Annotated in this window: 15 protein-coding genes; 8 read left to right on the top strand and 7 right to left on the bottom strand. The window is 74.1% G+C overall.

The genetic code is table 11. The features are described from left to right. Positions 1-25: 25 nt before the first annotated feature. The 7 genes from HHL10_RS09245 to thiD form a co-directional block, all read right to left on the bottom strand. Entirely contained in the window at positions 26-895 is an 870-nt protein-coding gene (locus HHL10_RS09245) for an energy transducer TonB (protein WP_205832965.1), read from the bottom strand. Between the two features lie 6 nt (positions 896-901). After that, positions 902-2,950 (bottom strand): ribonuclease catalytic domain-containing protein, encoded by a 2,049-nt coding sequence (locus HHL10_RS09240; RefSeq protein ID WP_169160074.1) that lies wholly within the window; start codon positions 2,948-2,950, stop codon positions 902-904. 126 nt (positions 2,951-3,076) lie between these two features. Next, the gene (fabG, locus tag HHL10_RS09235; RefSeq protein ID WP_169160073.1) at positions 3,077-3,817 is read right to left on the bottom strand and encodes a 3-oxoacyl-ACP reductase FabG; all 741 of its coding nucleotides are present in this window, start codon (positions 3,815-3,817) and stop codon (positions 3,077-3,079) included. 237 nt (positions 3,818-4,054) lie between these two features. Continuing rightward, positions 4,055-4,666 (bottom strand): YqiA/YcfP family alpha/beta fold hydrolase, encoded by a 612-nt coding sequence (locus HHL10_RS09230; RefSeq protein ID WP_169160072.1) that lies wholly within the window; start codon positions 4,664-4,666, stop codon positions 4,055-4,057. Next, entirely contained in the window at positions 4,663-6,033 is a 1,371-nt protein-coding gene (mpl, locus tag HHL10_RS09225; RefSeq protein ID WP_169160071.1) for a UDP-N-acetylmuramate:L-alanyl-gamma-D-glutamyl-meso-diaminopimelate ligase, read from the bottom strand. The genes HHL10_RS09230 and mpl overlap by 4 nt, the downstream gene beginning before the upstream one ends. A 90-nt stretch (positions 6,034-6,123) precedes the next feature. Then, entirely contained in the window at positions 6,124-7,425 is a 1,302-nt protein-coding gene (hemL, locus tag HHL10_RS09220; RefSeq protein ID WP_169160070.1) for a glutamate-1-semialdehyde 2,1-aminomutase, read from the bottom strand. Beyond that, positions 7,415-8,380, bottom strand: a complete 966-nt coding sequence (gene thiD / locus HHL10_RS09215; RefSeq protein WP_169160069.1) for a bifunctional hydroxymethylpyrimidine kinase/phosphomethylpyrimidine kinase — start codon at positions 8,378-8,380, stop codon at positions 7,415-7,417. The genes hemL and thiD overlap by 11 nt, the downstream gene beginning before the upstream one ends. A gap of 168 nt (positions 8,381-8,548) precedes the next feature. Between thiD and HHL10_RS09210 the strand changes: the two genes are divergently transcribed. The 8 genes from HHL10_RS09210 (at position 8,549) to HHL10_RS09175 (ending at position 21,524) form a co-directional block, all read left to right on the top strand. Next, positions 8,549-8,701 (top strand): rubredoxin, encoded by a 153-nt coding sequence (locus HHL10_RS09210; protein WP_028996429.1) that lies wholly within the window; start codon positions 8,549-8,551, stop codon positions 8,699-8,701. Positions 8,702-8,743: 42 nt separating this feature from the next. Then, positions 8,744-9,169 carry a response regulator gene (locus HHL10_RS09205; RefSeq protein WP_169160068.1) on the top strand — a complete coding sequence of 142 codons (426 nt, stop codon included), beginning with the start codon at positions 8,744-8,746 and terminating at the stop codon, positions 9,167-9,169. 55 nt (positions 9,170-9,224) lie between these two features. After that, entirely contained in the window at positions 9,225-9,590 is a 366-nt protein-coding gene (locus HHL10_RS09200) for a response regulator (RefSeq protein WP_169160067.1), read from the top strand. 29 nt (positions 9,591-9,619) lie between these two features. Then, a complete protein-coding gene (locus HHL10_RS09195) occupies positions 9,620-10,237 on the top strand; it encodes a chemotaxis protein CheW (protein WP_169160066.1) in 618 nt (205 codons plus the stop codon). Further along, on the top strand, positions 10,234-12,519 hold the full coding sequence (locus HHL10_RS09190) for a methyl-accepting chemotaxis protein (RefSeq protein ID WP_169160065.1): 2,286 nt from the start codon (positions 10,234-10,236) through the stop codon (positions 12,517-12,519). The genes HHL10_RS09195 and HHL10_RS09190 overlap by 4 nt, the downstream gene beginning before the upstream one ends. Before the next feature lie 4 nt (positions 12,520-12,523). Then, positions 12,524-18,817: a response regulator gene (locus tag HHL10_RS09185; RefSeq protein ID WP_169160064.1), complete on the top strand. Its 6,294-nt coding sequence runs from the start codon at positions 12,524-12,526 to the stop codon at positions 18,815-18,817. 5 nt (positions 18,818-18,822) lie between these two features. Then, positions 18,823-19,836 (top strand): GGDEF domain-containing protein, encoded by a 1,014-nt coding sequence (locus tag HHL10_RS09180; RefSeq protein ID WP_169160063.1) that lies wholly within the window; start codon positions 18,823-18,825, stop codon positions 19,834-19,836. Positions 19,837-20,084: 248 nt separating this feature from the next. After that, the gene (locus HHL10_RS09175) at positions 20,085-21,524 is read left to right on the top strand and encodes an efflux transporter outer membrane subunit (protein WP_169160062.1); all 1,440 of its coding nucleotides are present in this window, start codon (positions 20,085-20,087) and stop codon (positions 21,522-21,524) included. Positions 21,525-21,528 lie beyond the last annotated feature (4 nt).

The following is a 21,528-nucleotide window of genomic DNA, read 5'->3' as shown; positions in this document are numbered from 1 at the left end:
CTTGGGGAGGCGTCCAGGCGGACGTTCAGGGCGCGCCGCCCATCGGGACGGCCTGCACGCCGTCTTCACGGGTGAAGCGAAAGCGAGCGGTGATGACCAGCAGGTCGGCCAGCGCGCGCAGCTCGGTATCGAAAAGGCCGTAGGGGCCGGCGGCCCGCGCGATGGCCTCGGCGCGGCGGTCCAGCAGCGGCTGGCCCGAGGGCTTGAGCACCTTCGTTTCGAGCAGCTGGCCCCGGGCATCGACGGTGAGGGCCATGGTCAGCTCGCCGTAGAGCTTCTTGCCCTCGGCCTGCGGGAAGTCCTGCGTGCCGCGCGCCTCGACGCGATGGCGCAGCGCGTCGTAGTAGCGCGCGTAGGGCACCTCGCGCGTGGCGGGGCTGACGTAGCGCCGGCGCGGGCGGGCGTTGTCCTCGTTCACGCGGCGCTCGATCTCGGCCAGATGGCGCAGCAGCTGGCGGTGGCGCTCTTCCTGCTCCTGCGCCTGGGGCTGCCCCTGGTCGCGCTGCGGATCGGGGCGCGGCATCTGCGCCAGGGCCTCGCGCGCCAGGGCCAGCAACTGCCGCTGCTGTTGCTGCAGCTGCTCGATGCGGCGCTGCGCATCCTCGCTGGACTCGCCCGGCGCCTCCAGCGCCGCGGCCGGCAGCGGGGAAGTGGCGCGCCCGGCCTCGGCATCGCCGCCGCCGGCCAGGTTGTGCTGCGCCAGCGCCTGCGGCCGCTTGGGCGCCAGCTGCGCCTGGGCATTGACCAGCACCACTTCCAGCGGCGCGTCCTTGAACAGCCGCGCGAAGCCTTGCGGGTCGGCCAGGCGCAGGCCCAGCAGGCCCGCATGCGCCAGCAGCGACACGCCCAGCGCCCACTGCAGCGGGCTCAGCGCCGGCAGTCGCAGCGCGCGCATGGCGGCTCAGGCGGCGGGACTGGGCGGCTCGGCCGCCACGGTGGCATCGGCATCGGCCACGTCGATGGCCAGCGCCAGCGGCCCGCTGGCCTCTTCCTCTTCCTCCGCCTCCTCGGCCTCGGGTTCGGCCAGGCTCTGCGCCGGCGCCGCGTCGTCCAGGCGCGCCAGCAGGCTGGCGTGCAGGTCCAGCGTCAGCAGGTCGCAGCCGGTGACGCGCACGCGCACATGCGCGCCACGCGGCAGGCCCTCGCAGCCCAGCGCGCGGAACACCAGCGGCAGCGTGTCGGCCCGCACCAGGCCGTCCTTGAGCACCGCGGCGTCGAGCTCGGTGACGCCGTTCTGCTGCAGCCAGCGCAGGGTCCAGAAGCGCTCGATGCCGTGCTGGAAGTCGTTGTAGGCGCCGTAGGCGGCGTCGAAGCCCGAGATGATCGAGAAGAGATTGGCGTCCTTGGGCTTGAAGGGCGCGGACAGCGGCGCGGTGCGCCCGTGGCGCGCACAGGCAATGATCTGCCACTGGTTGACCAAGTCCACGTAGCGGCGCAGCGGCGAGGTGGCCCAGGTGTACTGCGCCACGCCCATGCCGGCGTGCGGCGCGGGTTTCACCCCCATGCGCACCTTGATGCCGGGCGCCAGGCTGGCCTGGCTGCGGTAGATGCCGGGCACTCCGCACTCGGCCAGCCAGCCGCCCCAGCTGCTGTTGGCCAGGATCATGGCCTCCGAGACGATCAGGTCCAGCGGCGCGCCGCGGCGGCGCGTGCTGATCTGCACCGTTTCCTCGCCGGTGGGCTCGCCCCCGTTGTCCAGCAGCCGGAAGTTGTAGTCCGGGCGGTTGAAGTTCTCGGGCTTGCCGCGAACCACCTCGCGCTGGGCCTTCAGATGCCGGGCCAGGCGGAAGGTGAAGGCCAGCTCGGGTGCGAACTCGTAGTCGGCGGGCGCCTCGCCGGTCAGGCTGGCCTCGGTGATGACGTCGTCGAGCTGGTCATGGCGCAGGTTGCGCACGATGGGCACGCGCTCCAGCTTCGTCTCGCGGCTGCGGATCTCCAGCGTCGCCTCGTCGAAGGTCACGTACAGGCTCACGGCCGGGCAGTCGCGGCCTTCGATGAGCGTGTAGGCCTGCACCACGTCGTCGGGCAGCATGGTGAGCTTCCAGCCCGGCATGTAGACGGTGGACAGCCGGTCGCGCGCGACCTTGTCCACGGCGCCTTCGGGCGCGATGGCCAGGCCCGGCGCCGCGATGTGGATGCCCAGCACCACCATGCCGCTGCCCAAGCCCTGCACCGAGAGTGCGTCGTCGATCTCGGTCGTGGCCGAATCGTCGATGGAGAAGGCGGCCACCGGCGCCAGCGGCAGTTCCTCCTTGATGGCCGGCGCCTGCAGGGCCGGGAAGCCAGTGCCCTTGGGGAATTGCTCGAACAGGAAGCGCCGCCAGTGGAACTGGTAGGGGCTGGTGATGGCGCCGGCGTCCTTGAGCAGGTCCAGCGGCGCGCGCTGCGCCAGCTTGGCCGCATCGACCACGGCCTTGTACTCGGCCGCGTTCTTGTCGGGGCGGAACAGGATCTTGTAGAGCTGCTCGCGGACGGGCTCGGGGCAGCGCCCGGCCACGAGTTCCTGGGCCCAGGCCTCGATCTGCGCGGCGAGCTGCTTCTTGCGCTCGATGCCCAGCAGCGCGGCCTTGACGATCTCCTCCGGCGCCTTCTTGAACACGCCCTTGCCGGCGCGGCGGAAGTAGTGGGGCGCCTCGAAGAGGCGCAGCAGCGCCGCGACCTGCTGCTCCAGCGAGGCGCTGGCGCTGAAGTAGTCGCGCGCCAGCGCCGCGAAGCCGAACTCGCCCTCGGGCGCGAATTCCCAGGCCAGATCGAGATCGATCTCGGGGGCGATGGCCTGGGCGCGGGCCAGGAGCTCGGCGGGCGCGGGCTTGTCGAACTTCAGCAGCACGTTGGCGGACTTGACCTTGACGCGCTTGCCGGAGTCGAGCTCGACCTGCAGCGAGCTCTCGGCTTCGGACATCACACGGCCGGCCAGGAACTTGCCGGCTTCATCGAACAGGGCGTACATCCCCCGTATTGTCGCCGCAGCGGCCACAAGGCCCGCCGGGGCAGGGGTGTCGCGCCTGGCGGGACGGGAGAAGTTCCCGTCCGGCCCGAGCTTGCCGAAGGGCTCAGCCCGGGCGGGACGCCCGCTTCAGACCGTCAGGCCGCCGCCGACCTCGATCACCACGCCGTTGATGTAGCTGGCCTCGTCGCTGGCGAGGAAGGCGTAGGTGTTGGCGATCTCCTCGGGCTTGCCCAGGCGGCCCAGCGGCACCTGCGCCACGAGCTGGTCGATCACCTTCTGCGGGATGGTGTCGAGGATGGGCGTCTGGATGAAGCCCGGCGCCACCGCGTTGACGCGCACGCCCTTGGGGCCGAGCTCGCGCGACCAGGTCTTGGTGAAGCCGATGACGCCGAACTTGCTGGCGGCGTAGTTGGTCTGGCCGAAGTTGCCGTAAAGGCCCACCACGCTGGAGGCGTTGAGGATCACGCCGCTGCCCTGCGCCACCATGGTGTCGGCCACCGCCTGCGAGCAGTGGAAGACGCCGCGCAGGTTGACGTCGATCACGGCGTCGAACTGCTCCAGCGTCATCTTCTGCAGCCGCGCGTCCTTGGTGATGCCGGCGTTGTTGACCAGCACGTCGATGCGCCCGTGCCGTGCCTTGACGGCTGCCACCATGGCGTCGATCTGCGCCCGGTCGGTGACGTTGACCACCTGGCCCTCGGCCCGGCCGCCGGCCTCCAGGCATTGCCCCACGGCGGCATCGACCGCATCCGGGCGGACGTCGCACAGCACGACCACCGCGCCCTCGCTACAGAACTTCTTCGCCGTGGCCAGCCCGATGCCCTGCGCGGCGCCGGTGACGATGCAAACCTTGTTCTTCAAACGCATGAGTCAAGCTCCAGGAATGGTGAGAGCGACACCGGCATCGCAACACCTCTGCCGCGCCTCCACAGCCGGTGCGCGCGCATCGATGGTGCCACACGCCTTCCGAACTGCCTGGAAGGGTCGGGCCAAGGCAGGCCCTGGTCGGCCGGAGATTGCCAGCGCCCTCAAGGGCAAGCGCCGTACCGCCGGCCCCCGGTCGCGCGAGGCCGCCGGCGGGGTGCTGCCGGCGGCTCGCTGGGCTCAGCTTGAAGCGTTTTGCAGGCCCAGGAAACCCAGCAGGCGGGGCAGGTGGGCGTCGAAGTCCGAGAGGGCGTGGTCGCTGCCCTGGATGACGTGCGGATGGCAGGCCGCATAGCGCGCCGCCATCTCGCGCCAGTCCAGCACCTCGTCGCCGGTGGCGATCAGCGCCAGGTAGCGCTGGGGCTGCGTGAGGGCCGGCGGCTGCAGCGCGCGCAGCTCGTCCACGAACTCGGCCCGGAAGAAGAAATGCTGCTGCGGATCGTGAAACGCCGTCTGCTCGCCGATGTACTTGGCCAGGTCGCGTGCCGGCTCCACCGCCGGGTTGATCAGCACGGCGCGGCAGCCCAGGCGCTCGGCCAGCACCGTGGCGTAGAAGCCGCCCAGCGAGCTGCCGACCACCGCCATGCCGTCGCGCGGCCAGGCGGCCGTGCCCTGCAGCAGCAGATCGACGGCCTCGCGCGGGGAGGGCGGCAGCTGCGGGCACCACCAGTGCACGTCGGGCCGGTGGGCCTGCATCCAGGCCGCCATGCGCTGCGCCTTGAACGAGCGCGGCGAGGAGCGGAAGCCGTGCAGGTAGAGCAGGTGCGTGGGCGCCCGGGCCGGCGTGTTCACGCCCGGTTCTCCAGCTTGTCCAGCGCCTGCAGCAGCTTGGCGTGGATGCCACCGAAGCTGCCGTTGCTCATGCACAGGATGTGGTCGCCGGGCCGCGCCGCCTTCACCACCGCCTTGACCAGCGCGTCGATGTCCTCGCAGACCACGGCCTGCTCGCCCATCGGGGCCAGGGCCTCCGCGGCATTCCAGCCCAGGCCGCCGGAGTGGCAGAAGCTCAGGTCCGCCTCTTCCAGCGCCCAGGGCAGCTGCGCCTTCATGGTGCCGAGCTTCATGGTGTTGGAGCGCGGCTCGAACACGGCCAGGATGCGCGCCCCGAGGCCGACGCGGCGGCGCAGCCCGTTGACGGTGGTGCGCAGCGCGGTGGGGTGGTGCGCGAAGTCGTCGTAGACCTTCACGCCACCGGCCTCGCCGCGCAGCTCCAGGCGGCGGCGCACGTTCTGGAAGCGGCCCAGCGCCTCGGCCGCGACTTCCGGCGCCACGCCCACATGCTCGGCCGCGGCCAGCGCCGCCAGCGCATTGAGCTGGTTGTGCTCGCCCAGCAGCTCCCATTCCACGCGCGCGATCTTGAGTCCGCCACGCAGCACGTCGAAGGCATGGGGCTCGCCGCGCGCGCGCAGCGCACCCGGCTCCTCCTTGCGCGTGCCGAAGCGCTGCACCTCGCTCCAGCAGCCGCGCGCCAGCACGCGCTGCAGCGCCTCCTCGCGGGCGTTGACCACCAGGCGACCCGAGGAAGGCACGGTGCGCACGAGGTGGTGGAACTGGGTCTCGATGGCCGCCAGGTCCGGGAAGATGTCCGCGTGGTCGTACTCCAGGTTGTTGAGCACGGCGGTGCGCGGCCGGTAGTGCACGAACTTGCTGCGCTTGTCGAAGAAGGCGGTGTCGTACTCGTCGGCCTCGATCACGAAGCACTTGCCGGCGCCCAGCCGTGCCGAGACGCCGAAGTTCATCGGCACGCCGCCGACGAGGAAGCCCGGCTGCAGCCCGGCGTGCTCCAGCACCCAGGCCAGCATGGAGGTCGTGGTGGTCTTGCCGTGCGTGCCGGCCACGGCCAGCACATGGCGACCCTGCAGCACCTCCTGCGCCAGCCACTGCGGCCCGCTGGTGTAGGGCAGCCCGGCGTCGAGGATGGCCTCCATGAGCGGGTTGCCGCGGCTGACCACGTTGCCGATCACGAACATGTCCGGCTTGAGCGCCAGCTGCTCGGGGCTGAAGCCCTCGATGAGCTCGATGCCCAGGGCGCGCAGCTGGTCGCTCATGGGCGGGTAGACGTTGGCGTCGCAGCCCGTGACGCGGTGGCCGGCCTCGCGCGCCAGCGCCGCCAGACCGCCCATGAAGGTGCCGCAGATGCCCAGGATGTGGATGTGCATCCGGCGAATTCTAGAAGCCGCCCGCAGAGCCCCTTGGCGGGGCTCGGGGCGGCTCGGGCCCGGTCGGCGTGCCGGGCCGCTTGACGCGGATCAGGCCGCGCGCAGGGCCGCGCGCGCCGCCTCCAGCGTGGCGGCGATGTCGGCGTCGCTGTGCGCGGCGCTGACGAAGCCGGCCTCGTACATCGCCGGGGCCAGGTACACGCCGCGGTCGAGCATGGCGTGGAAGAAGCGGTTGAAGCGCTCGCTGCCGCCGGCCATCACGGCCTTGTAGTTCTGCGGCAGTGCCTCGGCGAAGAAGAAGCCGAACATGCCGCCCTCGCAGTCGCCCACCAGCGGCACGCCGGTCTCGCGGCCCACGGCCACCAGGCCATCGACCAGCCGCTTGGTCTTGGCGCCCAGCGCCTCGAAGAAGCCGGGCTTGGCGATCTCGCGCAGCGTGGCCAGGCCGCAGGCGGTGGCCACCGGGTTGCCGCTGAGCGTGCCGGCCTGGTAGACCGGGCCCAGCGGGGCCAGGTGCTGCATGACGGCGCGGCTGGCGCCGAAGGCCGCCAGCGGCATGCCGCCGCCGATGACCTTGCCGAACACGCTCATGTCCGGCCTGAAGCCCGGGATCAATTCCGCGTAGAGCGACTGCGCGCTGCCCAGCGCGACGCGGAAGCCGCTCATCACCTCGTCGAACACCAGCAGCGCGCCGTGCTGCGTGCACAGCTCGCGCAGCCGCGTCATGAAGGGCACGCTGGCGCGCACGAAGTTCATGTTGCCGGCGATGGGCTCGACCATCACGCAGGCGATGTCGGCGCCCTGCAGCGCGAAGGCCTCTTCCAGCTGCTCGACGTTGTTGTATTCGAGCACCATGGTGTGCTGCACCACCTCGGCGGGCACGCCGGCGCTGGTGGGGTGGCCGAAGGTGGCCAGGCCCGAGCCGGCCTTGACCAGCAGCGCATCGGCATGGCCGTGGTAGCAGCCCTCGAACTTGATCAGCAGCGAGCGGCCGGTGGCGCCACGGGCCAGGCGGATGGCGCTCATGGCCGCTTCCGTCCCGGAGCTGACCAGGCGCAGCTGCTCCACGCTGGGCACCTGCTCGATGATGGCCTCGACCAGCTCGACCTCGCGCTCGGTCGGGGCGCCGAAGCTGAAGCCCTCGGTGGCGGCCTGCTGCACGGCGTCGAGCACGGCGGGGTGGCCGTGGCCCAGGATCATCGGGCCCCAGGAGCCGATGTAGTCGATGTAGCGCTGCCCCTCGGCATCGACCATGTAGGCGCCCTGGGCGCGGCGGATGAAGCGCGGCGTGCCGCCCACGGCGCGGAAGGCGCGCACCGGCGAGTTCACGCCGCCGGGAATGACGGCCTGGGCGCGCTCGAACAGCGCGGCATTGGTGGTTTCAGTGGACACGGCGCGAGGCCCCCTTGTTGTTGTCCGCGGCGGGCGCGGCCTCGACGGCCTGCCCGGGCTGGGCTTCGCCCTCCAGGCCTTCTTCCTCCGGCGGCAGCGCCCAGAAGAAGCGGTCCGGCACCACGTTGCCCATGCCGGGGCGGAAGCCCGCGTCCAGGCTCTGGTCCAGGAAGGCCAGGGCCTCGCCCACGGCGGCCTGCAGCTCGGTGCCGGCGGCCAGCAGCGAGGCCAGCGCGGCCGAGAGCGTTTCACCGGCGCCGACGAAGGCGGTGTCGAAGCGCTCGAACTTCTCGCCCGTGAGCGCGGCCTGCGGCGAGGCCAGCACGTTGTCGAGGAACTGCTCGCCGCCGCGCGACTGCAGGTGCACGCCCGTCACCAGCACGAAGCGCGCGCCGTGCTCGCCGGCGGCCACGGCCAGCTCGCGCGCCGAGGGCGGGCGCTCGCTTTCCCAGTCGGGCAGCAGGAAGTCGGTGAGCGTCTTGTGGTTGCCCACCAGCACCTCGGTGGCGGGCAGGATCAGCTCGCGGAAGGCGTCGAGGTAGGGCTCGCGCTGGTCTTCCTCCTCGATCCAATTGAGGCTGGGCATGTAGGCCACCAGCGGCACGTCGGGGTAGTCGGAGAGGATTTCGGCCACCGCCGCCACCACCTCGGCCGAGCCCAGGAAGCCGACCTTCCAGGCCGAGATCGTCACGTCCTCCAGGATGGAGCGCGCCTGCTCCGTCACCACCTCGGCGTCGAGCTCGTGCTGGTCGAACACCTCGGCGGTGTCGCGCATGAGGATGGCGGTGGTCACGGGCAGCGCGTGCGCGCCCATGGCGGCGATGGTGGCCACGTCGCCGGCCACGCCGCCGGCGCCGCTGGGATCGGCAGCGTTGAAGCTCATCACGCAGGCCGGCGCAGGGGCTTCCTGCGCCGCTTCGTCGGAGGCCGCGGCGGGGTTCGGATCGGGGTTCATGGATGGTCCTGAAGGTCCTGCGGCGCCGGCGCCGGCCGGGGGCGCAGGACTTGTGAAAAGAGGCATGGCAGCCTGCCAGAAGCCGCGCCTGGCGCCCTGCAGGCCGTGGCTACAATGCCCGTTGATTGTAGTGATTGACAATACCAAGTGAGCGAACCCCGAACCTGGATGTGCCTCATCTGCGGCTGGATCTATGACGAAGCCGCCGGCGACCCCGAACACGACATCGCGCCCGGCACCCGCTGGGAAGACGTGCCCATGAACTGGACCTGCCCGGAGTGCGGCGCGCGCAAGGAAGATTTCGAGATGGTGCAGATCTGATCTGCACCGGGCCGCGGCCCCGAGCGGAACGACCTTCATTCCATGATCGACACCGTCCCTGCCTCCGCTTTCGACGCCGCTGCCCTGAACACCACGCCGCTGAAGGTGCTGGTGATCGACGACAGCCACACCATCCGGCGCAGCGCCGAGATCTTCCTGCACCAGGGCGGCCATGAGGTGCTGCTGGCCGAGGACGGTTTCGACGCGCTGGCGCTCATCGACGAGTTCGAGCCCGCGCTCATCTTCTGCGACATCCTCATGCCGCGGCTGGACGGCTACCAGACCTGTGCGCTGCTGCGGCGCAATCCGCGCTTTGCCCAGGTGCCGGTGGTCATGCTCACTTCCAAGGACGGCCTCTTCGACCGTGCCCGCGCGCGGCTGGCCGGGGCGCAGGATCACCTGACCAAGCCCTTCACCAAGGACCAATTGCTGCAGGCCGTAGCCCGGCACGGTCCGCTGCCGGGCTGAAGGCGTTACCGTATCGCGTTGCCGCGCCCGACCTCGCGCGGCCCAAGGACTCCCGATGCCGATTCAAAAGATCCTGCTGGTGGACGATTCGCGCACCGAGTTGCACCACCTCAGCGAACTGTTGCGCCAGGCCGGCTACACCGTGCGCACGGCCGAGAACGGCCAGCAGGCGCTCTCCAGCCTGGCCGAAGACAAGCCCGACCTGGTGCTCATGGACGTGGTGCTGCCCGGCGCCAATGGTTTCCAGCTCACGCGCACCATCACGCGCGACGAACGATTTGCCGACCTGCCGGTGATCATCTGCAGCAGCAAGGGCCAGACGACCGACAAGGTCTGGGGCATGCGCCAGGGCGCGCGCGACTATGTCGTCAAGCCCGTGGACGCGGCCGAGTTGCTCAGCAAGATCAAGGCTTTGGGCTGAGGGCCCGCGTACCGCCGTCGCCGCAGCCCATGGCTCGCAAGGACGCGCTGAAGGAGTTGCAGGCAAGGCTGGCGCAGCGGCTGCAGGAGGTGCCCGCAGGTGAGGCCCCGGCCTGGCTGGCGGTGGAGTGCGCCGGCGCGCGGCTGCTGCTGCCGCTGCAGGAGGCCGGCGAGATCGTCGAGCACGCGCCGCCGCTGCTGCCGTTGCCGCATGCGCAGCCCTGGTTCGAAGGCGTGCTCAACCTGCGCGGCCACCTGCACGGCGTGGTGGACCTGGCGGTGTTCCTGGGCCTGCGCCCGCCGGGCGCGCCGCACAGCCCGGCCTCGCGCCTGGTGGCCCTCAATCCGGCGCTGGGCCTGCACTGCGCGCTGCGCGTGGACCGGCTGGCGGGCCTGCGCAGCGCGGCGCAACTGGTGCCCCTGCCCACGCCGCCTGTCAACGGCGCGGACGCGGCTGCCCTGGGCGGCATCCCGGCCGGTACGGCGGCCGGCGCCCCGGCGGGCGATGCGCCCGCTTCGCGCCCGGCCTTCGCGGGCGAGCTCTACGGCGACAACCAAGGGCGCACCTGGCAGGCGTTGCGGCTGGCGGCGCTGGCGCGCGACACGCATTTCCTGCACGTGGCCCAGCCGCTGCCGGGGACGGCATGAAGCTGCGCCGGCTCATCAAGTCCCGGGCCGAGGCGGCGCGTCCGGCCTGGGCCGGGTCGGGCGACAGCACGCTGGCGGCCGAGTCGCTGGCCGGCGCCGCCGGGCTGACGCTGGACATGAACGCCGCCGCGCCCGGGGGCAGCGCCGCGGGCGCCGAGCGGCCCTGGCCGGGGCCGGCCGACGAGGCGGCCGCCGCCGCGGGCCAGTCCGGGCGCGGCCGCGTGGCGCGGCGCTCGCGCCGCTCGGGCAGCCAGGCGCTGGCCCGGCGCCAGCGGCTGCTGGCGACGCTGCTGGCGCTGGGCGTGGTCGCGCTGGTGGCGGGCACGCTGCTGGCACTGCAGCGCGCCGAGCGCGGCGCGGCACAGGTGGCGGCCAGCGGCCAGGCGCTGATGCAGTCGCAGCGCCTGGCCAAGTCGGTGACGCAGGCGCTGGCCGGGCAGCCCGCCGCCTTCGTCGAGGTGGAGGACAGCGCCGACGTGCTGGCGCGCAACCTGCGCGGCCTGCGCGGGGGCACCGGCATGACGCCCGCCCCCGAGGAGCTGCAGCCCAAGGTGGCGCAGCTGCTGCTGCTGGCCGAGATCGCCGAAAAGAACGCCCGCACCGTGCTGGCGCAGCAGTCGCGGCTGACGCAGGCCGCGCAGGCGCTGCAGGTGCTCAACGCGCTGTCGGCGCGGCTGCTGGAGAGCGCCGAAGCCGTGGCCGCGCTGGAGCTGCAGCGCGAGGCCGCGCCCGCGCAGGTGGCGGTGGCGGGGCGGCTGATGATGCTCACGCAGCGCATCCCGCGCAGCGCCTTCGAGTTCCTGCGCGCCGACGAGATGCGCCACGAGGCGCTGCAGCGGCTGGGACAGGATCTCGACACCTTCCGCACCCTGGCGCAGGGTCTGCTCGACGGCGACCCGGCCCAGCGCCTGGTGCCCGCGCGCGACCCCGCCACGCGCGAGCGGCTCACCGAACTGCTGGACCTGTACGGGCGCACGCGGCGCGAGGCCGGCGTGATCCTGGAGCAGCTGCAGCCGCTGGCCGCCGCGCGCGCGGCGCGCCAGGAGATCCTGGCCGATAGCGAGCCCTTGCGCCGCGGGCTGGAGAGCCTGCAGCACCAGCTGGAGCGCGAGGCAGGCTTCGGCGGGCTGGCCGAACTGCTGATGCTGCTGGGCACGCTGGCCGCGCTGGGCGGCGGCGCGGGGCTGGTGCGCGTGTACGTGCACGACCAGGCGCAGCGCGCGATGCTGGCCGAGGCGCGCCGGCGCGACGCCGAAGCGCGCCGCCGCGAGGAGGAGCGGCGCAACGAGGCCACGCAGTCGGCGATCCTGCGCCTGATGAACGAGCTGCAGGCCGTGGCCGGCGGCGACCTCACGCGCCAGGCCACCGTCAGCGAGGACGACGTCACCGGCGCCATCGCCGACTCCATCAACTACACCATCGAGGAGTTGCGCCGCCTGGTGGCGCAGGTGCAGGACACCGCCGCGCGCGTGACCGCCACCACGCAGCAGGTGGAGCAGACCTCGGCGGCCCTGCTGGACGCCTCCACCGCGCAGCTGCGCGAGATCCGCGACACCGGCGAGTCGGTGCTGGCCATGGCCGGGCACATCCACGAGGTCTCGGCCCAGGCGCAGCACACCGCCGAGGTGGCGCAAGCCTCGCTGCAGGCGGCCGACCGCGGCCAGGCGGCGGTGCACGACAGCATCCGCGGCATGGAGGCGATCCGCCACCAGATCCAGGACAGCGCCAAGCGGCTCAAGCGCCTGGGCGAGAGCTCGCAGGAGATCGGCGAGATCACGGAGCTGATCTCCGACATCACCGAGCAGACCAACGTGCTGGCGCTCAATGCCGCCATCCAGGCCGCCAGCGCCGGCGAGGCCGGGCGCGGCTTCTCGGTGGTGGCGCAGGAGGTGCAGCGCCTGGCCGAGCGCTCGGCCGACGCCACGCGCCAGATCGCCACGCTGGTGCGCGCCATCCAGGCCGACACGCAGGACGCCGTGGCCGCCATGGAGCGCACCACGCAGGGCGTGGTGCAGGGCACGCGGCTGACCGACGCTGCCGGCGCGGCGCTGGGCGACATCGACCGCGTCTCGCGCGAGCTGTCCGAGCACATCGGGCGCATCTCCGGGCAGGCGCTGTCGCAGGCGCAGCTGGCCTCGGTGGTGGCCACCAACATCCAGCACATCTTTGCCGTCACCGAGCAGGCCGAGGCCGGCACGCGCTCCACCGCCCAGCGCGTGCAGGAGCTGGCCCGCAGCGCCGAGGCGCTGCGCCAGTCGGTGACCCGCTTCAAGCTCCACTGAGCCGATGGATTCCCACGCATCACCCGCTTCCCTGCTGTCCGTCGCCGCGGCGCCGCCCCCGTCCTCCACGCCGGTCGAGCTCGAAGCCGCCGACACGGACGCCCTGGCCCGGGTGCATGAGGAGCTCACGCGGCTGCTCGAAGCGGTGCCGCGCGCGCTGCACCGGCTGCGCCGCGCCGCCGAGCCGGCCGCCGCCGATGACGCCGGCGTGGTGCTGGGCCTGGCGCTGCGCCAGCTGCAGCAGGTGGCCGGCGCGCTGCGCGTGGCCGGCTTCGCGCAGGCCGCGTGCGTGCCGCAGGCCGCCGCGGAGCTGCTGTCCAAGGCCGTGGCGCAGCCCGGGCCGCCCGGGGCCACCGTGGTCGAGGCCGTGGAGCAGGGCTGCGCGGCGCTGCTGACATACCTGCGGCGCTGGCGCGCGGGGCAGCCGCTGTCGCCGCTGGCGCTGGTGCCGGCCTGGAGCGTGCTGCAGGCCTTGAGCGGCGCCGAGCGCGTGCACCCGGCCGAGCTCTGGCCCATGCCCTGGCGCTGGCTGGCGCTGCCGGCCGACGAGCGCGTGCCGCCGCTGCAGCCCGACGCGGCCACGCGCGCCGCCGCCGAGCAGCTCACGCTGGCGGTGATGCGCGACCCGCGTGGCCCGGCCGCGGCGGGCCTGAGTGACGTGTTCGCCGCCCTGGCGCGCGGTGCCGCCGACGGCCGCATGGCCACGCTGTGGGGGCTGGCCGCGGCCGTGTTCGAGGCCCAGGCCAAGGGTCTGCTGACGCCCGAGGTGCACCTCAAGCGCATGACCGCGCGCTTGCTGGCGCAACTGCGCCGCGGCCCGCTGGCCACGCCCGACGCCATGGTGGAGCGCCTGGCGCATGACCTGCTCTTCTTCTGTGCCCAGGCCGGTGTGCAGGCCCACGCCGGCGCCACGCCGCGGCTGGCCGTCGTGCGCAGCGTCTGGGGGCTGCAGCAGCACCCGGCGGTCGACATCGAGCATGCGCTGCCGGCCGCGCCGGATGCGGTGCTGCTGGCGCATACGCTGCGCCAGCTCGCCACGGCGCAGCCGCTGTGGGAGGAGGCCGCTGCCGGCATGCCGCGCCCGGCGCTGGCGGAGGTGCTCACGCAGCTGGCCCAGGCCCTGCGCCAGCTGCTGCCCCGCGAGGAAAGGGCCGTGCAGGCGCTGACCGAGGCGCTGCAGCAAGCCGCAGCGGTCGGCGTGCCCTCGCCGACACTGGCGCTGGAGGTGGCGCAGGCCCTGCTCGGGCTGCAGCTGCTGCTGCAGGAGCATGAGTTCGACGCGCCCGGCGCGCAGCTGCAGCGGCTGGCGCAGCGCATCGACCATGCGCTGGCCGCGATGGGCACGGAGGCCGAGATCGGCCTGGCAGATGAGCCGCTGGAGCCCTGGCTGGTGGCGCTGGCGCAGCGCGGGGCCCAGCGGCAGGCGCTGCAGGCCCTGGGGCAGAGCCTGCGCACCGCGTTCAACGAGGCCGGGCTGCAGCTCGATGCCCTGGCGCAGACGCCCGACGCCGCGGTGCTGCAGGCCCTGGCGCAGCGGCTGCAGCGGCTGCAGAACGTGATGTCGGTGCTGTCGCAGCCCGCGCTGGCGCAATCGCTGCAGCAGTTGCGCCAGGCGCTGCCGGCCAGCGCGCAGCCGCTGGATGTCGCGCAGGCGGCGCAGCTGGCGCAACGCCTGGCCGCGCTGGACGTGGCCTGCGAGCGCTTGGCGCTGGGCCTGTCGCCGACCGAGGCGCCGCCGCCCCGGCCCAGGGCCACGGCCCAAGCGGTGATGCCGCCCGCCCCCCGGGCCGCGACGGCCCCGGTGCCGCCCATTCCCGCGACCCTCCCGCCGGTGGCGCCGGCCGCCGCCAAGGAAGCGCCGGTGCCGCAGCAGCCGCCCACCGTGTCCGGGCTGGCCGCGATGCCGGAGCTGACCGAGACGCTGCCGCCGCCCGCGGACGAGCTGCCCGAGCTGGTCGATGTCGAAGCGCCGGTGAAGCCGCAGCCCGTTCCGGAGGAGCCGGTCCACCTCGCCACGCTGCTCAGGCATGCGGAGGAGCCGGGCGTGCCCGCGACGCCGCCCCAGGCGCCGTCCCTGGCCTCCGGTCCTTCGCGTGCCGTGGCGCTGGCCCGGCTCAGCGGCGCCGCCGCGGCGCACCACCTGGAGGAGGGCGCTGCGGCCGCTGCCCCCGCCGTTGCCGACACCGGGCCGCGTGCCGAGGCCGCCGTGGCGCCCGGCCGGGACGCCGCCGCCGTGCCTCAAGCGCAGGGCGAGCCCGGTCCGGACGCCGCGGCGCACGCCCCCGGCGCCGATGACGGCGACCATGCGCAGGCCGCGGTGGAAAGCGCGCCTGCAGCCGGCTTGGCTGTCGCTGAGGCCGCGCCCGAAGCCGAGCCCGAGTTCGATCTCGACTTTGGTGAGGAGCCTGCGCCCGCGCCGGACGAGCGCCCGGTCCAGACCCCGGCCGCCGTGCCGGCACCGACACCGGCAGCGGAGCAGCCCTCCGCCGCCGAGCCGCCCGGTCCGGCGCAAGAGCCGCCGGCCGAAGGGGACGGCCTGGCTTTCGATCTCTCCTTCGACCTGCCGCCGGCCGCCGAGCCGGTGAGGGATGAGGCGCCCCTGGACCGGTCCGCGGGCCGGCCCGAAGCCCCGGCCGATGAGCCCCTGGCGCCGGTCCCCATGCTGCCCGGCACCGCGGCCCCGGCCACGCCGGCGCCGGACGGGTGGGAGGCACCGGCTGCCGCAGCCGCCGAGGAGGAAGCCGTCGATTTCGAGCTGCACTTCGAGGTCGATGAGGCGGCGCTGCCGGTGCCGCCCGGCGCCGAGCCGCCCCCGGACGCCATGCCGGCCGTCCCCGCGGCCGAAGCGCCGCCGCCGATGCCGGCCATGGACGAGCGCGTGCGCGCGCCGCTGGTGGACGACCACCGGCTGGTGGGGCCGCTGCGGGTGCCGCAGTCGCTGTTCGACGTCTACGTCGATGAGTCCGAGGCGCTGTTGCATCGGCTGGGCCGGAAGCTGGCGCAATGGCAGCCGCCGCAGCCGCTGGAGCGCGAGCCCGTCATGGTCACGCACGCGCTGGCGGGCATGGCCGCCACCGTGGGCGACCAGGCGCTGTCGCAGCTCGCGCAGGCCCTGGAAGAGCTGATGGCGCCGTGCCGGCACGAGGGCTACGCCACGCCCGCCATGGCGGCGCTGCTGGCCGAGGGCGCGCAGCGCATGCAGGCGATGCTGGCGCAGTTCGTGGCCGGCGTGCTGCCGACGCCGGTGGAGCCGGAATTCCTGGAGCGGCTGCGTGCCCTGCGCGAGAGCGCGCCGCCGCCGCAGCCCGGGAGTGAGCCCGACGCCGCGGCCCTGGGCGGCGCATGGGGCCCGCCCGGAGTGAGTGCCCTGGAAGCCTCGGCGCTGGAGGGGCTGGAGCCCGAGGCCGACCCGGCGGCGTCACCGGACGCCGGCGCGGCGCTGCCCTTCGGCACGGGCGCGGAGCTGCCGGCCGGGGCCGCGGAGGAGGCCTTCGATCCCGCCCTGGCGCTGGGCGATGGCCCCGCGCCGGCCAGCCCGCCGCAGGCGCCCCCGCAGGCGGCCGGGCAGACGCCGGCCTGGCCGGAGGAGGTGCCGGACCTGGCTGCGCTGCTGGACGAGGAGATGGCCCTGCCGGTGCTGACGCAGCCGGCCGATGTGGGCCAGCCGGCCTCGGACCCGGCGCCGGGCACTGGCGCCCCCGGGCCGGTCGCAGCACCGGCCGTGGTCGTGACCGAGGCGCCGGCGGTGGAGGCCGGCGCGGAGGATGACCCCGGCGCGCTGGACCGCACGCTGTTTCCCATCTTCGAGGACGAGGCGCAGGAGCTGCTGCCGCAGCTCGCGCATGCCCTGCGCGCCTGGGCCGAGGAGGTGGAGGGCGACGAACACGCCGCCGCCGGCATGCGCACGCTGCACACGCTCAAGGGCGGCGCGCGGCTGTCCGGCGCCATGCGGCTGGGCGACTCGGCCCACGCGCTGGAGAGCGCCATCGAGGCGCTGCTGATGCGCGCCCAGTCGCCGACGCGGCCCGAGATCGAGGCGCTGCTGACGCGGGCCGACACGCTCAGCGCCACCTTCGAGCGGCTGCGCGCGGCTGCCGCGCCGCAGGCCGAAGCCCAGGAGGGCGCGGCGGCTCCCGCGGTGGAGGCGGCGCCGGCACCGGCGGCCGAGGACATGGCGCGCCCGGTGCAAGCCGCTCCTGGGCCCGCCGTCCGGGACGCCGCGCCGGCGGCGGTGGCGCTGTCGAGCCCGGCCGCTCCGGCGGGCCGGGACGAGGCGCCCGTCGCGGTGGTGCCCCCGGTGCCCGAGCCCGCGCCCGCCGCGGCGGGCGACGACACGGCCGCGGGCATCGACTGGTCGCGCTTCGCCATGGAGCCGCCGCCGCTGCCGCCCGCGGCCGTGGCGGCCTCGCCCGCGGCCACGGTACGGGTGCGCGCGCCGGCGCTGGACCGGCTGGTGGCCCAGGCCGGCGAGGTGGGCATCTCGCGCGCGCGGCTGGCCGCCGAGATGCAGCAGCTCGGCACCGCACTGGCCGACCTGGACGAGAACCTGCAGCGCCTGCGCGGCCAGCTGCGCGAGGTGGAGCTGCATGCCGACACCGAGCTCGACGCGCGCCTGGAAGCGGCGCGCCAGGCGGCGCAGCCCTTCGACGCGCTGGAGATGGAGCGCTACACGCGGCTGCAGGAGCTCGCGCACATGATGGCCGAGTCGCTGGACGACGTGGCCACCGTGCAGCACAGCCTGCGCCAGGGCCTGCGCGGCACCGAGGACGAGCTGGTGGCCCTGGGTCGCCTGGCCGGCGAGCTGCAGGAAGAGCTGCTGCGCACGCGGCTGGTGGCCTTCGACAGCCTGGACGAGCGGCTGCAGCGCGTGCTGCGCCAGGCCGCACAGGAGGCGCAACGCCAGGTGCGCCTGGACATCGAGGGTGGCGAGGTGGAGATCGACCGCGGCGTGCTGGAGCGCATGACGCCGGCCTTCGAGCACCTCATCCGCAACGCGGTGGTGCATGGCATCGAGCCGCCGGCCGAGCGCTTCATGGCCGGCAAGCCCGCCGAGGGGCGGGTGCTGCTGCGGCTCACGCAGGAAGGCGCGCAGGTGTCGGTGAGCTGCAGCGACGATGGCCGCGGGCTGGACCTGCCGCGCATCCACCGCCGCGCCGTCGAGCGCGGGCTGCTGTCGATGGAGGCGCAGCCCGATGCGGCGGTGCTGCAGCGCCTGGTGTTCGCGCCGGGCTTCTCCACCGCCGAGCAGCTGAGCCCGCTGGCCGGGCGCGGCGTGGGGCTGGACGTGGTGCGCGCCGAGGTGGAGGCGCTGGGCGGGCACATCGGGCTGGAGACCACGCCGGGGCAGGGCAGCCACTTCACGCTGCAGCTGCCGCTGACCACCGCGGTGATGCAGGTGCTGCTGCTGCGCTGCGGCGAGGACACCGTGGCCGTGCCGGCGGCGCTGGTGGAGGAGGTGCTGCGCGTGCCGGCGGCCGAGGCGCAGGAGGCCGCGGCGCGGGGACGCCTGGGCGTGGACGGCGAGTCGGCCGCCTTCTTCCAGCTGGAGCCGCTGCTGCTGCGGCCGCCGGCGCCCGAAAGCGAGGGCCGCATGGCCACCGTGCTGCTGCTGCGCGGCGCGCAGCAGCGCCTGGCGCTGCAGGTGCAGGAGGTGCTGGGCCGGCAGGAGGCGGTGCTCAAGCCCATGGGCCCGCAGCTGGCCACGCTGCCGGGCCTGGCCGGCATGGGCCTGCTGCCCTCGGGCGTGCCGCTGCCGGTCTACAACCCCGCGGGGCTGGCGCTGCGCCACACGGCCGCGCAGCAGGCGGCGCAGGTGGCCGCGGGCCGCGCGGCCCTGCCGGCCTCGCGCCAGGCCATGGCCGCGCCGGCCGCCGCGCCCGGCATGCCGGTCCGGCCCGGCAGCTCCGATTTCGTGCCGCCACCGCTGGTGCTGGTGGTGGACGACTCGCTGACGGTGCGCCGCGTCACGCAGCGGCTGCTGGAGCGCGAGGGCTACCGCGTGGCGGTGGCCAAGGACGGGCTGCAGGCGCTGGAGCGGCTGCAGCAGGAGCGGCCGGCGCTGGTGCTCACCGACCTGGAGATGCCGCGCCTGGACGGCTTCGACCTGCTGCGCCGACTGCGCGCCGAGCCACGCTGGCAGGCGCTGCCGGTGATCGTCATCACCTCGCGGCTGGCCGCGCGCCACCGCGAGCTCGCCGCGTCGCTGGGCGTCGAGCACTACCTCGGCAAGCCCTATGCGCAGGACGAATTGCTGGCCTTGGTGGCGCGCTACAGTGGCCGGTTTCGCGACAAGGACTGAAGTACATGTCCTCGCTGGTGAATCACCTGGTGGAGCTGACGCGGTTCCGCGACCGCGACCAGGCCGACGTGCTGCTGATGGAGACGCTGGCCGGCCTGATGCATCCCCGGCGCCTGGCGCTGCACCGCTGCGTGGGCGATGGGCCCGAGGCGCGCTGGCTCACGCGGGCGCACGTGCATGGCGCGCCGGCGCAGGAGGGGCGGCGTCCCGAGTTCGAGCAGCTGCCGCTGCTGGACAGCCAGCCCGATTGGCGTGACTGCCTGCAGGCCCAGCAGCCCGTGGCGCTGCCCGGGCCGCCGCCGCGGCTGCTGGTGCCCTTGCTGGCCGGCTGCGAAGGCACCGGCGTGGTCGAGATGGAAACGGCACAACCGCTGAGCGCCGAGGATCAAGGCACCGTGGCCGCGATCGTGGGGCTGTACGGCAACTTCCTGGCGCTGCTGGACTACGGGCAGCGCGACGCGCTCACCGGGCTGCTCAACCGCAAGACCTTCGACGACTGCTTCATGCACGCGCTGCCGGGACAGGCCCATGCGGTGGGCGCGCAGGACCCGCGCGCGTCGCGCGCGGTGCAGCGCCACTGGCTGGCAGTGCTGGACATCGACCACTTCAAGGGCATCAACGACCGCTTCGGCCACCTCATCGGCGACGAGGTGCTGCTGCTGCTGGCGCGGCTGATGCGCACGGTGCTGCGCTACGACGACCGGCTGTTCCGCTTCGGCGGCGAGGAGTTCGTGCTGCTGCTGGCGGCACCGCAGGAGTCGGACGTGGACTCGGTGCTGGAGCGGCTGCGCCAGCAGATCGAGCGCTTCGAGTTTCCGCAGGTGGGACAGGTGACGGTGAGCATCGGCTTCAGCGACGTGCGTCCCGCCGACATCCCGGCCGCCGCCTTCGACCGCGCCGACCGCGCCCTCTATCACGCCAAGACGAGCGGCCGCAACCGCGTCGTCGGGCCGGCCGTGCTGGCTGCCCAGGGCGTGGCCGAGCTGCCCATGCGCACGGGCGAAGTCGATCTGTTCTGAGCCGCGGCGGTCGCCAGGTGGCCCGGGCGGCGGGCCGCTGACTGTGACCTTCCAGGCAACAAAGCGGCCAGCATGTGTCGCTTGAGGCTTGAATTGTCAGATTCGGGGCAACAATCCGGCTGCCTGGGCGCCCGTGCTTCCCCTCTTGCGGGAAGACGGACTGCGTGCTGAGGCCCGAGCCGCATGTCAGCGCTGTTGCGTACACTGCCGCGCCATCTGAGCTCCAGATGTAACCTCCTGTGTTGAAAATGTTGCGACTGCCCCTCTCGCTGTGCGTGGCCCTGCTGAGCGGCTGCGCTGCCTTGTCGCCCCCACCGCCGGCGCCGCCCGCGCCGACCGCGTGGCAGGCCCCGCGGCCGCATGACGGGGAGCCGCAGGCGCTGGCGCAATGGTGGTCGCGCTTCGACGACCCGCTGCTGGCCTCACTGGTGGCGCAGGCCCAGGCGAGCAGCCCGACGCTGGCGCAGGCCGCCGCGCGCATCGCCCAGGCGCGGGCGCAGCTGACGGTGGCCGGCGCGGCGCTGAGCCCGACGCTGGACGGCCGCGCCGATGCGTCGCGCATCAGCAATGCCTTCCCGCCGCCGACGCTGACCTACTCGATTGCGCGCGTCGGCGCGGACGCGGGCTGGGAGATCGACCTGTTCGGCGGCCGGCGCGCCGGCGTGGCGGTGGCGCAGGCGCAGGCCGGTGCCGCCGCCGCGCAGTGGCACGACGCCCGCGTCAGCCTGGCGGCGGAGGTGGGGCTGAGCTACGTCGGCCTGCGCGCCTGCGAGGCGCAGGTGGCGCTGGACGCGCAGAACGTGGCGGCGGCGCGGCAGATCGCCGAGCTCACGCAGCGCAAGGTGGAAGTGGGTTTCGAGTCGCCGGCCAACGGCGCGCTGGCGCAGGCCACGCTCTCCGACACCCTGGCCCGCGCCCAGGCGCAGCAGGCCGAGTGCGAGGTGGCCGTCAAGGCGCTGGTGGCGCTGACGGGGCTGGACGAGCCGGCGCTGCGCGCGCAGCTGGGCGCGCGCGCGGCGCAGCTGCCGCGGCCCGCGGCCTTCGGCGTCGCGGCGGTGCCGGCGCAGGTGCTGGCGCAGCGGCCGGACCTGGCCGCGGCCGAGCAGCAGCTGCGCGCCGCCGCCGCCGGGGTGGACGCGGCCGAGGCGGCGCGCTGGCCGCGGCTGCTGCTGGCCGGCGCCATCACGCTGGGCGTGGGCCGCGTGGCCGGCGTGCAGGACACCGGCGCCAACTGGTCCTTCGGGCCGGCGCTGTCGCTGCCGCTGTTCGATGCCGGGCGGCGCCGGGCCGAGGTCGATGCCGCGCGCGCCCGCCTGGACGAGGCGCTGGCGGCCTGGGAGCAGCGCGCGCGCGGCGCGGTGCGCGAGGTCGAAGAAGCCCTGGTGCGGCTCGATGCCGCCGCGCGGCGCGAAGATGACGCCCGCACCGCCGCCGAGAACTGGCAGCGCTTCGTGCAGGCGACGCAGACGCGCTGGGAGCTGGGCAACGCCAGCCTGATCGAGCTGCAGGACGCGCGGCGCCAGCGCATCGCCGCCGAGGCCGCGCTGCTGGTGGTGCAGCGCGAGCGCGTCAATGCCTGGGTCCAGCTCTACAAGGCCAGCGGCGGCGGCTGGGACGGCTCGCTGGCCGTCGCCGATGCCGCGAATTCCCTGAACGCCTCCGGCGCGCGCGCCAACGAATCCAAGTGAGCAG

Source organism: Azohydromonas caseinilytica (assembly GCF_012927045.1).
GTDB lineage: Bacteria > Pseudomonadota > Gammaproteobacteria > Burkholderiales > Burkholderiaceae_C > Azohydromonas > Azohydromonas caseinilytica.
Note: the sequence above shows the minus strand (reverse complement) of the source record. Positions and strands in the feature narration are given on the sequence as shown.